Here is a 13,787-nt window from a genome sequence, read left to right on the forward strand (position 1 = left end):
TCGCGCCGGCGTGCGTCCGGTACGCACCCAGCAGACGGACCGGAGGCCCGTGGCGGCGCCGCCACGGGCCTCCAGTCCGTCGCGTGCACAGGAATGCACGTGCGTCGACGCGCGTTGGTGACCACATGACCGACGACACCCTGCACCTGTCCGTCCTCGACCTGGCCACCCGCGAGTACGGCCAGTCCAACACCGAGGCCCTGCAGGGGTCCATCGACATGGCCGTGCACGCCGAGCAGCTCGGGTACGAGCGGTTCTGGGTCGCCGAACACCACGGGATGCCGGGCATCACGTCCTCGGCCCCGGCGGTGCTGCTGAGCGCCGTGGGCGCGGCCACCTCGACCATCCGCATCGGATCCGGTGGCGTCATGCTGCCGAACCACGCGCCCCTCGTCGTCGCCGAGCAGTTCGGCACCCTCCGTGCCCTGTACGGCGACCGGGTCGACCTCGGGCTCGGGCGCGCTCCCGGCACCGACGGCGCGACGGCGATGGCCCTCCGCCGCACGGACCGACTCGACGTCGACGACTTCCCGGACCGCCTGGCCGACCTGATCGGGTTCTTCACCGGCATGGGCGCGGAGAACCCGCTCGCCGGCATCCGCGCCGTTCCGGGCTACGGCGACGTGCCGGAGTTCTGGCTGCTCGGGTCCTCCGGCTACAGCGCCCAGGTCGCCGGTGCGCTCGGCATCTCGTTCGCCTTCGCCCACCACTTCGCGTCGGACAACACCGAGGCGGCACTCGCCCTGTACCGCGATTCGTTCCGTCCGTCACGCTTCCGCCAGACGCCGAACGCGCTGATCGGTGTGCAGGTCGTCACCGACGAGGACCCCGCCGTCATCGACGAGCAGAGCGCCCCGGGCATGATCTCGTTCATCCGGATGCGCTCGGGCCGGAAGCCCGAGCCGGTCTCGATGGACGAGGCGCGTGCGTACGAGTTCAACGACCTCGAGCGTCGGTTCATCGCAGCCCGCACCGAGCGTCAGGCCTACGGCAATGCCGAGCAGGTCGCGGAGAAGATCAACGCACTCGTGGCGTCGACCGGGGCGAACGGCGTGATCGTGTCGCCCGGTGCCGCGCAGGCGCGGTACCGGCACCAGGCGCTCGACGTCGTGGCCGGGCTGCACGCCGCCGGCAAGCTCGTGCCCGCGGGTGCGTCAGCTGGCGCCGGGGCGTCGTCCGTCGGCTAGTCCGGGTCGCTTCGTCGAGTTCGTTCGCTTCGTGAGCAGGAATGGTCGGGTGTCCGGTGGGCACCCGACCATTGCTGCTCACGAAGTTGCGTGGTGCCTCAGCTGAGCAGGCCCAGGCGCGTGGCTGCGGCGACCGCCCCGACGCGGGAACCGACGTCCAGCTTGCGGAAGACGTTGTAGACGTGCCGCTTGACGGTGCCGATCGCGAGCTGCAGGTCGGCGGCGATCTCGGCGTTGGTGCGCGCGGCGGCGAGGAGTCGCAGGACCTCGAGCTCGCGGTCGCTCAACGGTGAGCCGGCTCGGGCCTCGGTCACCAGGTCGACCGGGAACGTGACCGGTGCCGCATCGGCGTGGGCTGCGCGGGCGATCCGGTCGACGAGTTCACGGCTCGGGGTGTCCTTCGTGACGAAGTCGACCGCGCCGGCATCGAGCAGGGTCCGGCGGAGGACGGCGTCCCGGTGCATCGTGAGCACCACCACCCGGATGTCCGGGCGGGTCCGGCGGACCGTGGCGATCGTCGTCCGTGCCGGCGGGCCGTCCAGTTCGACGTCGAGCAGCAGGACGTCGATCGCGGCGGCCTCCGGGGAGTCGAGCACCTCTGACGGTCGTTCGCCGTGCGCCACGACGCGGATCGTGGGGACCGCGGCCAGGATCGTGGCGAGTCCTTCGCGGAAGAGCCGGTGGTCGTCGACGATGGCGACGTGGGTGACGGTCACAGGGTCCCCCTCGGGATGGTCAGGCGGACGGTGGTGCCGTGGTCTCGGCTGCCGCGGACGCTGTCGACGTCGAGCCGGGCCCCGATCACCGCCGCACGCTCGCGCATGGTCTGCTGGCCGAGGCGGCCGTCGGCGTCGCTCTCCACGTCGAACCCCGGGCCGTCATCGGCGACCGTCACCACCAGCGCTGCGGGTGACCAGAGGAAGCGCACCGAAGCCGTCGATCCACGCGCGTGCTTGCTGCGGTTCGTGAGCGCCTCGAGCAGGATCGTCAGCGCTTCCTCGGCCTGCCAGTTCGGCAGGGGACCGGCCACACCCGTCGACTCGATGGACAGGAGGTCGTCGTCGGGGAACAGATCGCGCACGTGCCGTCGGAGCGCGTCGTCGAGCAGGGCATCCCCGACCCGGGCGTGCAGGCTCACTGCGAGGTCCTGGACGTCGCCGAGTGCGCTCCGGAGCAACCGCGCTGCGTCGTCGAGCTGATCGGCTCGTTCGTCCGCCGGCGGGTCCGTCAGCAGGACGAGGTCGAGGCGCTGCAGCCCGGCGAGGATGCCGTGGGCGACGCGGTCGTGCAGGTCCCGCGCGATCTGCGTGCGGGAGTCCAGGTGCGCCGTGGTGAGGCGTTGGCGCAGTGCCTCCGTGTACGCGACCGCCCCGGCCGGGAACCGGCTCCAGACGCCGGCGTGCAGGGCCCTGGTGGCGCGCAGGACCTCGGCGGTGGACGCCGCGCCGACCTCGTCGACGAAGACCGGCAGGTAGGCGTCGAACAGCATCTCCGCCGCGAGCATGGCGCCAGCCGGGTGCTGGGCGTGCTCGGCGTGCAGACTGCCGGTCGCCAGGTGCTCGGGGTCGAGGAACGCGTGGCTCACGACGCTGCCGTCGGTTCCCGCGGCGTAGCGCTCGTGGGCCTCGGCGATCATCGATGAGACGTTCTCGGTGAGGCTCTGCGCCAGCGCCGGGTCGTCCGCGATGTCGGGGAACTCGGCGGCGATCGCGGCGAGCACGGCGGCGAGGGGATGGTCGTTCTGCATGGCGCTTGCGAGCGTAGCGGGAGGGGCTGCTCGCGATGGGGCGGCTGACGGCTGACTGGGTCGTGCGACCCATCGGGCAGCCGAGATGCACCCGGGGGAAGCAGAAGGCCCCGGTTCCGGAGAACCAGGGCCTTCTTCGTACTGTCTCAACACAGTGTCGGGGTGACAGGATTTGAACCTGCGACCTCCTCGTCCCGAACGAGGCGCGCTACCAAGCTGCGCCACACCCCGCGGTGCGGCTACCTCTACGAGGCAACCCGACCAGCATAGCTGATAGGGCCGAGAGGTGGCGATTTTGAGATGATGCCCGGGCGAGTCGGCCAAGCAAAGGGCTGGAGTGGGTGCGTCAGCAGGTTGTGGACTTGCCTCCGACCTTGTACCAGGGGCCCGTGAAGGAAGCGGGTGACCCAGAGTCCCGGGAGTACACCATCCGAGCGCTGACGACACCCGATTTGTACGCAGTGATGTGCGACGCGGTGCCACCTACGCTACTGATAACCCTTGATTCGCCGTTATACTTCTTGCCGCACGCGTTTTGGTACTGAAACTTGATTGTTCCCCCGCCGTCGACCTTCGTCGCTGTCGGATTCCATCGGAGCCAAGCCGTGCCGTTGCAATTGCTAGACCCGCGGAGCTCCACATACTTGTTCAGCATTGTGACTCCGTGATAAGTGCGCCCACCGTCGGTGCAAGCGGCGGCGTGAGCGGACCCATTGCTCCCGACAAGAGGGAGAATTGGCGCGAGGGCTCCAAGTGTGACTGCTACCGCGAGTATCCCGAACGACCTGCTCATCAGGTTCCGGGTCTTGTTCTCGTGCGTTTTCATAGTTCGGTCTCTTCCGTTGAGCTACGGTGAGCTCATTCGCCCCCCGATCGACGATAGGCCAGCACGGAGCATTCGGTCAACTAGTCTTTGCTCTCGAGAAGGTCCCCCAAAGTGCGGACTGTGGACTCATTGCCCCCATGACATGGTGAGATCGGGGACCGGAGGCCAGTGCTACGCAGCTTCCTCTGCGGTAGACTTTTTGCGAATTCGACGTGGTCTTCTTTTGCGAGTTCGTGTGTCGAACTGTTGTGACCCGACGTTGTCAGCGGCAACGCGCTCGATCGCCAGAGGACTTAGTGCGAATTGCGGCGCTCGAAGCCCTGTTGAGAATATCGAACGAACTCCTCACGGCGTTGCTGCTGTATCTCGAAGGCTTGTCGACGGTCCGGTGTCGGGCGCTAGTGGCGACGCAAGCTATGAACCAAAGGCGCAACTGAGGGAACTCGAGACACAACCCCTTGGTCAGGTATCAGCATGTCTCCGGGCTTGTTCGAGTCGACCTCAAGTCGTGAACGCCCTGCGGTACAGTGTTTGTCGACTCCGAGTCATTTGCGGTATTCGCGTCTGAGGGTGGCGTGGGTGCCATAACGCCGACGTAGGGGGGCTGCACGCTCGGGCAATCGAGCAATGTGTAAGTGCACATTGCCCGAACAAAGTTATGCCAAATTACAGGCGTGCGGTCAGGGTGACCACGACGGCCTCGGGCCGGCAGGCGAACCGGACGGGCGCGTAGATCGAGGTGCCGAGACCGGCCGAGACCTCGAGCCACGACCAGTGGTTGCGGTGCTCCCACTTGTGCAATCCGCTCGCGTACCGGCGGGGGAGGTCGCTGTTCGTGACGAGCGCGCCGACCCCGGGGACCGCCACCTGACCGCCGTGGGTGTGCCCGGCGAAGATGATGTCGGCACCCTGGGTCACGAAGGCATCGAGCACGCGACGGTACGGCGCGTGCGTGACACCGATCGCGACCGGAGCGGGGCCGTCCTCGTCCTCGGACCACGGCACGTCGCTGCGCATCTCGTCGACGTTGGTGGGGAGCAGGTCGAGGCGGTCCCAGTCGCGGTGCGCGTCCGACGTGCCGAACAGCTCGAACCGGGAGCCGCGGAGTTCGATCGCGTGCGCCTGGTCGTTGAGGTCGAGCCAGCCGAGCGACTCGAAGAACGCCGTCTGCCGATCGATGTCGAGACCGACGGGCTCCGCAGCCTTGTGCATCCGGCTCGGCCCCGAGAAGTACTTGAGCGGGTTGCGCGGGGAGGGCCCGAAGAAGTCGTTCGACCCGTAGGCGAACACACCGGGTACCCCGCGGAACGGCTCGAGCGCGTACTCAACAGCAGCGTTCGCGGTCGCGTGGCCGAGGTTGTCCCCGGTGTTCACGATGAAGTCCGGTTCGACCAGGCTCAGGTCGCGCAGCCACTGCTGCTTGTCGGCCTGCCACGGGGCCATGTGGATGTCGGAGAGGTGCAGGACAGTGACGTCACGGGATCCCGGCGGGAGCACCGGGACGGTCTCCCACCGGATCCCGAAGCGACGCCGCTCGACGAGCGAGCCCCACGCTGCCGAAGCAGCTCCGACGGCCGCGCCGGCAGCGAGGACGCCGAGTGCGGTGCGACCGCGGGTCACTTGCAGTCCTTGGGCGCCTTGCCGTTCTTGTCGCCGTAGAGCTGGATCGTCACGTTGTCGTTCTTGTTCGCCGTGGCGTTGATCGCCGGCTCGACCGCGGCGACCTTGCAGGTCTTGCCACCGCCGCCCTTGGCGTAGCTGTCGGCGAGGTTGACGCTCGTGAACCCGGCATCGTTCAGGGCCGAGCGGGCGTCCCCGAGGGAGTCGCCGCCGATCTCCGGAACGGTCGCCTGGGTGCCGTCGGACGTGTAGACGGTGACGCTCGAACCCGAGGAAAGGAGCGCACCCGCCGCCGGGGACGTCGAGGTAACGGAACCGGGGTTCCCCGGGCCGGGACGCGCACCGCCGTCGACGTAGGTGAACCCGGCGCCCGAGATCGCCGCGCGGGCCTCGTCCGCCGTCTTGCCCTGCAGGTTCGGCAGTGCCTTGGCGTTGCCGCGGATCGCGTTCTGCTGCGGGTCCGTGAACGGGCCAGCGGGGTAGATCGCGTTGATCGGGGTCATCGCCTCGCGCCAGACCTTGGCGCGGTCTCCGGCGTACGTTCCGCCGACACCGTTGCTGAAGTGACGGAGGTTGATCTTGCGACCGTCGGTGTTGCCCTGCCAGTAGGCGGTGGCCACGCGCGAACTCGCACCAACGAGCCAGATCTGGTCAGCCTCGTCGGTGGTACCCGTCTTGCCGAACAGCTGGGTGCCGTCAGGCGTCTGCGCGCCCACTGCCGTTCCGCTCCTGATTGTGCCCTTCATCGCGTAGATCGCTGCCTGGGCGAAGGCCGGATCGACGGCCTGCTGGCAGTCCTTGGTCTGGCCGCCGAGCTTCTTGCCGGACGGCGACGTGATCTCGTCGATCGCGATCGGCTTGCAGTAGATGCCGTTGTTCGCAACGGCCGCGTACGCCGCAGCCATCGTCATCGGGGCGATCTCGTTCGTGCCCAGGATCGCGGAAGGGTTCTGGTACTGCAGCTCTGCGCCGTCCGCACGGTGGACACCGAGCGACTGCGCGATGTCGCGGATGTCGCAGAGGTCGAGCTTCTGCGCCATCGAGGCGAACGCACCGTTGATCGAGCCGGCGGTGGCGCCCAGCACACTCCAGTTGCCGCCTTCACCGGGAGCGTCGTTCGAGACGTCGAACTTCGTGTAGTCGGTCTGACCGCAGATCGTCCACGGCGTGACCACTCGTTCAGCACCGCTGACGGTCTCGTTCAACCCGTGTCCGGCCTTCACCCAGTCCAGCAGCGTGAACAACTTGTAGGTCGAGCCGGTCTGGAAGCCCTTCGAGCTGCCGTACTTCTCGTCGACGCTGTAGTTCAGCGAGGTCGATGTCGGCGCCGACTTCAAGGACTCGTCGAAGTCCTTGTTCTGTGCCATCGTGATGATTCGGCCGGAGCCAGCCTCGATCGAGTTGAGCGTCGAACCCAGGGCCAGGTTCGTCTCGGCCTTGTTGTCGTAGGTGTTCAGCAGACGCTTCTGCTCGGCGTTCAGGTCGATGTTCAGCGTCGTCTGGATCTTGTAGCCGCCGTTCCGCCACGCGGTGTCGCGAGCCTTCTGCGACGAGCCGAGCTGCGACATCTCGAGCACGACCTTCTTGGCGTAGTCGCAGAAGAACTGCGACCCGTCGCCGACCGAGGCACGGCAGCCCTGCGACGGCTGCGTCAGGTGCACGTAGTCCGCCGGCTTCGACTGACGAGCCGTTCGGTACTCGGCCTCGGTGAGGTTCTTCTGGTCGTACATCGAACGGAGGACGACGTTGCGTCGGGCGACGTTGGCGTCGTACTTCTTCGGGCTCGACAGGTTGCGCGCCTCGGGGTACTGCACGATCGCGATGAGCGACGCGGCCTCGGCCGGGGTCAGGTCGGTCGCGCTCTTGTTGTAGTAGTGCTGCGCCGCGGCCTGCACGCCGTAGGTCTGGTCGCCGAAGTAGGCGATGTTCAGGTAGGCGGTGAGTATCTCCTTCTTGGAGTACTTCTTCGCCAGCCCGATCGCGAGCTTCATCTCCTCCAGCTTGCGGGGGATGGTCTGCTCGACGGCCTCGTTGTAGGCCTTCTCCTGCTCCTTCTTGGTGGGGAGGTTCAGGGCTTCGTTCATCTTGATGTTGCGGACGAGCTGCATGGTCAGCGTCGACCCACCGCCCGAGTCGCCGAGGCCGCCCGCGATGCTGCCCACACCGGCGCGGATGAGGGACGTCATGTCGACGCCACCGTGGTCGTAGAAGCGCTTGTCCTCGCCGTCGATCGCCGCGTTCTTCAGCTGGTCGCTGATCTGGTCGAACTTCAGCTCTTGGCGGTTCTGGTCGTACAGGGTGGCGAAGTGCACGGACTTGCCGCCGGAGTACGCGTACAGCTCGTTGCGCTGCGGCAGGTCACCGATCTCGATGTACTCCGGCAGGGACTCGAACACACCGATCGTGGACGTCGTCGTGACACCGGCGACGGCGATGGCCGGGGTGACCCCGATCGTGACGAGCAGGCCGGCGAGGGCACTGAACCCGACGAATCCGATGAAGGCGCCGACTGCTGAGACGGGCTTGGTCCGCGATGCAGACGTCTTCTGGGCAGACATAGGATGCAGCCTAAACGACACCCCCGACTGAAAGGCTGGCAAGGAACCGCATGACTCGCTGGGAGTACTTCACCACGCCGCTGATGATCCACAACACCACCGCGATCCTCAACAACTACGGGGACGAGGGCTGGGAGCTGGTCCAGATCGTCACCGGGCCCGAGGGCGGTCTCGTCGCCTACCTGAAGCGCCCCAAGGCCGACGCATGAGCGTCTCCGACCGGCTCGCCGAACTCGGCCTGACGATCCCCGCGGTCGCCGCGCCCGTCGCCGCCTACGTGCCCGCCGTCGTGACGGGCCAGTACGTCTACACGGCGGGCCAGCTGCCCTTCGTCGACGGCGCCCTGCCCGTGACCGGCAAGGTCGGTACCGACGTCGACGCGGGGACCGCTGCCGCGCAGGCTCGCGTGGCCGCGCTGAACGCCCTGGCCGCCGTGCAGTCGGTCGCTGGTTCGCTCGACCGCGTGGCCCGTGTCGTCAAGGTCACGGTCTTCGTCGCGTCGGACCCGTCGTTCACCGGCCAGCCCGGTGTCGCGAACGGCGCGTCGACCCTGGTCGGCGAGGTCTTCGGCGACGCCGGCGTCCACGCGCGGAGCGCGGTGGGCGTCGCCGTGCTCCCGCTGGACGCGCCGGTGGAGGTCGAGCTGGTGGTGGAGCTCACCGCCTGACGGCAGCGACCGACGGAACGAACGTGAGCAGGGCCTCCAGTCTGTATCTGACTGGAGGCCCTGCTTCCGTCTGGCGGGACTACATGAGTTCCGCGATGGTCGCCATGATCGTCGGGTCGGCGAGCGTCGTCGTGTCGCCGATGCGGCGGCCCTCGGCCGCGTCGCGGAGGAGCCGCCGCATGATCTTGCCGGAGCGTGTCTTCGGCAGCTCCGGCACGATGACGACCTGTCGCGGCTTCGCGATCGCGCCGATCCGCTTGCCGACCCAGTTGCGGAGCTCCGCGGAGGCGGTCTCGCGGTCGACGTCGGCGGCGGCCTCGGCCGTCAGGATGACGAAGGCGACGACGGCCTGCCCGGTGGTCTCGTCGGCGGCCCCGACCACGGCGGCCTCGGCGACGCCCTCGTGGCCGACCAGGGCGGACTCGATCTCGGCCGTCGACAGGCGGTGTCCCGAGACGTTCATGACGTCGTCGACGCGTCCCTGCACCCAGATGTCGCCCTGCCCGTCGAGCCGCGCGCCGTCGCCGGCGAAGTAGCGACCGGGGAACCGCGACCAGTACGTCTCGACGAACCGGTCCGGGTCGTTCCAGATCCCGCGGGCCATCGACGGCCACGGCTCGGTGATCGTGAGGTATCCGCTCTCGCCGGGTTCGGCACGGTTGCCGTCGTCGTCGACGATCTCGGCGACGATGCCCGGCAGGGGCGTCTGCGCGGCGCCGGGCTTGAGCTTCGTGACGCCGGGCAGCGCGGAGATCATGATCGCGCCGGTCTCGGTCTGCCACCACGTGTCGACGATCGGCGTGCGGTCGTGGCCGATGACCTGGCGGTACCACTGCCACGCCTCGGGGTTGATCGGTTCGCCGACGCTGCCGAGCAGGCGGAGGGTCTCGAGGCTGCGCGCCTCCGGGATCTCGCGGCCGGCCTTCATCGCCGCGCGGACCGCCGTGGGTGCGGTATAGAGGACCGTGACGCCGTACGCGTCGACGAGGTCCCACCAGCGGCCGGGCTTCGGCTCGTCGGGGGTGCCCTCGTAGAGCACCTGGGTGACGCCGTTGGCGAGCGGGCCGTAGACGACGTAGGAGTGGCCGGTGATCCAGCCGATGTCGGCGGTGCACCAGTAGACGTCCTTCTCCGGGTGCATGTCGAAGACGTTCTTGTGCGTGTACGCCGCCTGGGTCAGGTAGCCGCCGGAGGTGTGCACGATGCCCTTCGGCTTCCCGGTCGTGCCCGAGGTGTACAGGATGAACAGCGGGGTCTCGGCGGGGAACGCCTGGGCCTCGTGGGTCGGCGCCGCCTTCGCCAGCTCGTCGTGCCACCAGACGTCGCGGTCGTTCCAGGCGATGTCGTTGCCGCCGCGCTTGACGACCAGGACGTGCTCGACCGTGTCCGTGCCCTCGCCGGTCAGCGCCTCGTCGACTGCGGGCTTGAGCGGTGAGACGGCACCGCGCCGCCACCCGCCGTCCGCGGTGACGACGAGCTTCGCGCCGGCGTCCTCGATCCGGGCACGGAGGCTCTCCGCGCTGAACCCGCCGAAGACGACCGAGTGCACGGCACCGATGCGGGCGACGGCGAGCATCGTCACGACGGCCTCGGGGATGAGCGGCAGGTACACGACCACCCGGTCGCCCTGGCCCACGCCGAGGTCGGTGAGCATGTTCGCGGCGCGCTGCACCTCGGCGGTCAGCTCGGCGTAGGTGATCCGGCGCGTGTCGCCGGGAGCGCCCTCGAAGTGGATCGCGACCCGGTCGCCGTTGCCCGCGCGGACGTGTCGGTCGAGGCAGTTCTCGGCGACGTTGAGCGTGCCGTCGGCGAACCACTTCGCGAACGGGGCGCCCGACCAGTCCAGGGTCTGCGTGAACGGGGTGCGCCAGTCGAGCAGGGAGCGGGACTGCTCGGCCCAGAACGCCTCGCGGTCGGCTGCTGCTGCGCGGTGGAGGTCCTCGCCGGCGACCGCGTCGGCCACGAACTCGGGCGGCGGTGCGAAGGTCGCTCCGTCGTCGCCTCGGGGGTCGGTCTGGGTCGGAGTGGACATCGATGTCCTTTCGCGTCGTTGCGGCCTCTGGTGGCATCCGTCGTGGATGCGTGCGAGCATCCGTCGCCGGTGCCTGCGTGCATCCGGAGACTACCCCTCGGCCGGGTCGGGGCGCGGCACGCCCGGAGGTCGTGTCCGGGGTTGCCCTGGAGGGCCGATCGTGGGGTACAGTAGATCCCGCTGGACTCGTTTCCGGCGGCATCGAATCGGATTCCCCCCAATCCCTCGATGTCAAGGCGGCACCTGTTCCCCCCAACCGGTGCCGCCTCTTCTGTTTCCCGGGGTCCGACTCGAGCGATGGTGGCTCGTCGGGCTCCGCCGTGTGCCCCGATCCGCGCAGGGACGCCGGTCGCGTGGACAGACCGGTCCATGCTCGTGCATGCATTCTGCATGTTCTTGCGTAGCAGGTGCTACGCACAGTCCGGCCGGGGGAAGCGGGGGTGGTGGGTAGCCCCGAGCGCGTCGGTGTCGCATCATCGACCGGGGTACGGCTTTCCGTTTCGGGGGACAAACCGGTCCGTTGGTGGGGCACTCCGACGTTGTCCACAGAAGTGGGGACCGTCTCGGCTGAAGGCCGACGTGCTCCCTACCGTCGGCGGCATGCCCCTGCACCGTGCTCCACTGCTTCCCCACGCCTCGGCGCCGTCCGCGTCGACATCGCCTGCGTTCTCGGCGCCGGCGCGGGCGCGTGCTCCGTCGGCGCCGTTCCTGCCCGGGGCAGCGCCGCCGGCTCGTCGCCGGGCGTCCGTGGTCGTCGAGTTCGAGGAACTGGCCGCCCTGGTGGCTGATGCCACCGTGACGGACGTCCTGGTGCTCGGTGGCGTGGGGACGTGGGTCGACCGCGGCACCGGCCTCGAAGCCGTCCAGCCGCGACTGACCGAAGCACGTGCCCGCGAACTCGCGACCCGGCTCGTCGCGCTCGGCGGCCGCCACGTCGACGAGACCACCCCGTGCGCGGACGTCCGGCACGGCGACGGCGTCCGGGTCCACGTCGTCCTCGCCCCGGTGTCCGTCGGGGGCACCGCGGTGTCGATACGACTGCCACAGGTCCATCGACCCTCCCTCGCCACCCTCGAACACGGCGGGACCTTCGCGTTCGTCCCGCGGTCGGTCGTCGAGGACGCCGTCGCCGCGCGCCGGAACGTCCTGGTCACCGGCGCCACCGGCAGCGGCAAGACCACCCTGCTCGCGGCGATGCTCGGGAACGTCCCCGTCGACGAGCGCATCGTGACGGTGGAGGACGTCGCCGAGCTCCGGATCGCCCATCCGCACGTCGTCGCGCTCGAGGCGCGGCAGGCGAACGCCGAGGGGGTCGGCGCACTCGGCCTCGACCGACTCGTGCGCGAGGCGCTGCGGATGCGACCCGACCGGATCGTCGTGGGGGAGTGCCGCGGCGCCGAGGTCCGCGAACTCCTCTCCGCCCTGAACACCGGGCACGACGGGGGAGCCGGCACCGTGCACGCCAACGGCATCGCCGACGTGGCCGCTCGCCTCGAAGCACTCGGGGCGCTCGCCGGCCTCGGTGCCGAGGCGCTGGCCCGGCAGGCCGTCAGCGCGTTCGACCTGATCCTGCACGTGGAGCGACGAGCAGGCCAGCGGCGGCTCGGTGGCGTGGGCACGTTGTGCGTCGGCCCGGACGGGAGGCTCGAGGTGCGCCCGGTGGACGGGCTGCGGTGAGACGACCCACACCCGACGGCCCGGCGCGGGTGGCCGGGGTGCTCGACCGGGTGGCGACGCTGGTCGCGGCAGGCGTCCCGCCGCCGCGGGCCTGGCGGCTCGTCGGCGGGCTGCGCGGGGTCGGAGGACCCGCCCAGCAGGACATCCTCGTCGTCCTCCGCGTGGCGGACCGGACGGGTGCTCCCGTCGCGGAGACCCTCCGCGGGCTCGCCGGCGCGCTCCGACGAGCCGCGGCGTCGGACCGGGCGATCCGGGTCGCCCTGGCGGGCCCGCGGACGAGCGCCCGGGTCGTGCTCGCGCTGCCGCTCTTCGGGTTGGGGCTCGGTGCGGCCTGGGGTGCCGGTGCCGTCGAGGTCCTGGTCGGTTCACCGGCCGGTTGGGCGTGCTCGTGCACCGCGGCCGCCCTCGTCCTGGCAGGGCGACGGTGGACCGCCCGGCTGGTCCGTTCCGCGACCCCCGACGGCCGGGTCCCCGGGGTGCTCCTCGACGCCTGGGCCGTGGCGGTCGCCGGAGGCGGGTCGTGGACCACCGCCGGGCAGGCAGTCGCCGAGGCGTCCGCGGGAGCCGCTCCGCCCGCCGGGGACGTGCACCGGCTGCGGGAGGTCCTCGACCTCGCCCGGCGTGCGGGGGTGCCCGCCGCGGGGTTGCTCCGCCGCGCCGCCGAGGACGTGCGTGACGAGGCCGCTGCCGACGGGCTCGTGGCGGCGGAACGACTGGCCGTCCGACTGGTGCTGCCACTCGGGGTCTGCATCCTGCCGGCGTTCGTGCTCGTGGGGGTGGTGCCCGTCGTGGTCGGGGTCCTCTCCTCCACGGTGGGCGGGGCCGCGTGACCTCTCCACAGATGGCGCCGAGGCCTCGTCGTCGACACCCCGGTCAGGACACGCTGGTCCCACCGAACAGAAAGGACGGACTCCATGAGCACCACGTCATCCCCCGACCGCCGCACCCGTCGGGCCATCCGCCACCACCGTCGCCCGCGTCGCCTCGTCGCCCGGTGGTCGTCCCGGCTGCGGGACGACCGGGGATCGGCCACCGCCGAGTACGCGGTCGTCATCCTCGCCGCCGTGGCGTTCGCCGGTGTGCTCGTCGCGGTCATGCGCTCCGGCGAGGTCCAGACCATCCTTACCGACCTCGTCCGTGGCGCGCTCTCGCTGTGAGCGCGGCTCGGTGACCGTCGAGTTCGCGGTGGCGCTCCCCGTGGTGGCGATCGTGTTGACCGCCCTCGTCGCAGCCGTCCTCGTCGTCGACGCGCAGGGCCGTCTGCAACTCGCCGCAGCCACCGCCGCCCGGGCGATCGGGCGTGACGACGAGCACCAGGGCCGGTCCGCGGCCGACCGGATCGCTCCGGGGGTCTCGGTCGTCGTCCGGTCGGACGGTGACCTGGTCTGCGTCGACGCCACGCGCGGCGGGACCGGTCCCTTCGCGGCGCTCCCACTGACCGCGACGGGGTGTGCCGCGGCCCGAGGGGGCTGA

Annotated in this window: 12 protein-coding genes and 1 tRNA gene; 7 read left to right on the forward strand and 6 right to left on the reverse strand. The window is 69.9% G+C overall.

Features of this window, described 5'->3' with window-relative positions; all coding sequences use genetic code 11:
- Positions 1 to 125: 125 nt before the first annotated feature.
- On the forward strand, positions 126 to 1,187 hold the full coding sequence (locus DEJ04_RS08605) for an LLM class flavin-dependent oxidoreductase (protein ID WP_111046813.1): 1,062 nt from the start codon (positions 126 to 128) through the stop codon (positions 1,185 to 1,187).
- Positions 1,188 to 1,285: 98 nt separating this feature from the next.
- On the opposite strand, the gene DEJ04_RS08610 is transcribed toward DEJ04_RS08605, so the two are convergent.
- The 5 genes from DEJ04_RS08610 to DEJ04_RS08630 form a co-directional block, all read right to left on the reverse strand.
- On the reverse strand, positions 1,286 to 1,903 hold the full coding sequence (locus tag DEJ04_RS08610; protein WP_111046814.1) for a response regulator: 618 nt from the start codon (positions 1,901 to 1,903) through the stop codon (positions 1,286 to 1,288).
- Complete coding sequence (locus tag DEJ04_RS08615) at positions 1,900 to 2,934, reverse strand: sensor histidine kinase (RefSeq protein ID WP_111046815.1); 1,035 nt, start codon at positions 2,932 to 2,934, stop codon at positions 1,900 to 1,902. Before DEJ04_RS08615 ends, DEJ04_RS08610 begins: the two co-directional genes overlap by 4 nt.
- A 157-nt stretch (positions 2,935 to 3,091) precedes the next feature.
- Positions 3,092 to 3,165: transfer RNA gene (locus DEJ04_RS08620), tRNA-Pro, on the reverse strand.
- 1,261 nt (positions 3,166 to 4,426) lie between these two features.
- Positions 4,427 to 5,380, reverse strand: a complete 954-nt coding sequence (locus DEJ04_RS08625; RefSeq protein WP_111046816.1) for a metallophosphoesterase — start codon at positions 5,378 to 5,380, stop codon at positions 4,427 to 4,429.
- Positions 5,377 to 7,938 carry a transglycosylase domain-containing protein gene (locus tag DEJ04_RS08630; RefSeq protein WP_111046817.1) on the reverse strand — a complete coding sequence of 854 codons (2,562 nt, stop codon included), beginning with the start codon at positions 7,936 to 7,938 and terminating at the stop codon, positions 5,377 to 5,379. The genes DEJ04_RS08625 and DEJ04_RS08630 overlap by 4 nt, the downstream gene beginning before the upstream one ends.
- Before the next feature lie 50 nt (positions 7,939 to 7,988).
- On the opposite strand from DEJ04_RS08630, the gene DEJ04_RS08635 reads away from it, so the two are divergent.
- Positions 7,989 to 8,147: a DUF4177 domain-containing protein gene (locus DEJ04_RS08635; RefSeq protein ID WP_017888699.1), complete on the forward strand. Its 159-nt coding sequence runs from the start codon at positions 7,989 to 7,991 to the stop codon at positions 8,145 to 8,147.
- Complete coding sequence (locus DEJ04_RS08640) at positions 8,144 to 8,605, forward strand: RidA family protein (protein WP_111046818.1); 462 nt, start codon at positions 8,144 to 8,146, stop codon at positions 8,603 to 8,605. Before DEJ04_RS08635 ends, DEJ04_RS08640 begins: the two co-directional genes overlap by 4 nt.
- Before the next feature lie 79 nt (positions 8,606 to 8,684).
- Here the strand turns inward: DEJ04_RS08640 and acs are convergent, their stop codons facing one another.
- Positions 8,685 to 10,637 carry an acetate--CoA ligase gene (gene acs, locus DEJ04_RS08645; protein ID WP_111022279.1) on the reverse strand — a complete coding sequence of 651 codons (1,953 nt, stop codon included), beginning with the start codon at positions 10,635 to 10,637 and terminating at the stop codon, positions 8,685 to 8,687.
- A gap of 600 nt (positions 10,638 to 11,237) precedes the next feature.
- Between acs and DEJ04_RS08650 the strand changes: the two genes are divergently transcribed.
- The 4 genes from DEJ04_RS08650 (at position 11,238) to DEJ04_RS08665 (ending at position 13,787) form a co-directional block, all read left to right on the forward strand.
- Complete coding sequence (locus DEJ04_RS08650) at positions 11,238 to 12,314, forward strand: CpaF family protein (protein WP_375334729.1); 1,077 nt, start codon at positions 11,238 to 11,240, stop codon at positions 12,312 to 12,314.
- Complete coding sequence (locus DEJ04_RS08655) at positions 12,311 to 13,144, forward strand: type II secretion system F family protein (RefSeq protein ID WP_181437772.1); 834 nt, start codon at positions 12,311 to 12,313, stop codon at positions 13,142 to 13,144. Before DEJ04_RS08650 ends, DEJ04_RS08655 begins: the two co-directional genes overlap by 4 nt.
- An 84-nt stretch (positions 13,145 to 13,228) precedes the next feature.
- Positions 13,229 to 13,471 (forward strand): DUF4244 domain-containing protein, encoded by a 243-nt coding sequence (locus tag DEJ04_RS08660; RefSeq protein ID WP_175330804.1) that lies wholly within the window; start codon positions 13,229 to 13,231, stop codon positions 13,469 to 13,471.
- A 10-nt stretch (positions 13,472 to 13,481) separates the two neighbouring features.
- Positions 13,482 to 13,787, forward strand: coding sequence for a TadE family type IV pilus minor pilin (locus DEJ04_RS08665; protein ID WP_181431568.1), 306 nt, complete (start codon positions 13,482 to 13,484; stop codon positions 13,785 to 13,787).

Source organism: Curtobacterium sp. MCLR17_044 (assembly GCF_003234435.1).
Lineage (GTDB): Bacteria > Actinomycetota > Actinomycetes > Actinomycetales > Microbacteriaceae > Curtobacterium > Curtobacterium flaccumfaciens.

Coding starts and splice junctions, on each gene's coding strand:
- DEJ04_RS08635 (WP_017888699.1), top strand. CDS start 7,989: ATGACTCGCTGGGAGTACTTCACCACGCCGCTGATGATCCACAACACC.
- DEJ04_RS08650 (WP_375334729.1), top strand. CDS start 11,238: ATGCCCCTGCACCGTGCTCCACTGCTTCCCCACGCCTCGGCGCCGTCC.
- DEJ04_RS08640 (WP_111046818.1), top strand. CDS start 8,144: ATGAGCGTCTCCGACCGGCTCGCCGAACTCGGCCTGACGATCCCCGCG.
- DEJ04_RS08660 (WP_175330804.1), top strand. CDS start 13,229: ATGAGCACCACGTCATCCCCCGACCGCCGCACCCGTCGGGCCATCCGC.
- DEJ04_RS08615 (WP_111046815.1), bottom strand. CDS start 2,934: ATGCAGAACGACCATCCCCTCGCCGCCGTGCTCGCCGCGATCGCCGCC.
- acs (WP_111022279.1), bottom strand. CDS start 10,637: ATGTCCACTCCGACCCAGACCGACCCCCGAGGCGACGACGGAGCGACC.
- DEJ04_RS08605 (WP_111046813.1), top strand. CDS start 126: ATGACCGACGACACCCTGCACCTGTCCGTCCTCGACCTGGCCACCCGC.
- DEJ04_RS08630 (WP_111046817.1), bottom strand. CDS start 7,938: ATGTCTGCCCAGAAGACGTCTGCATCGCGGACCAAGCCCGTCTCAGCA.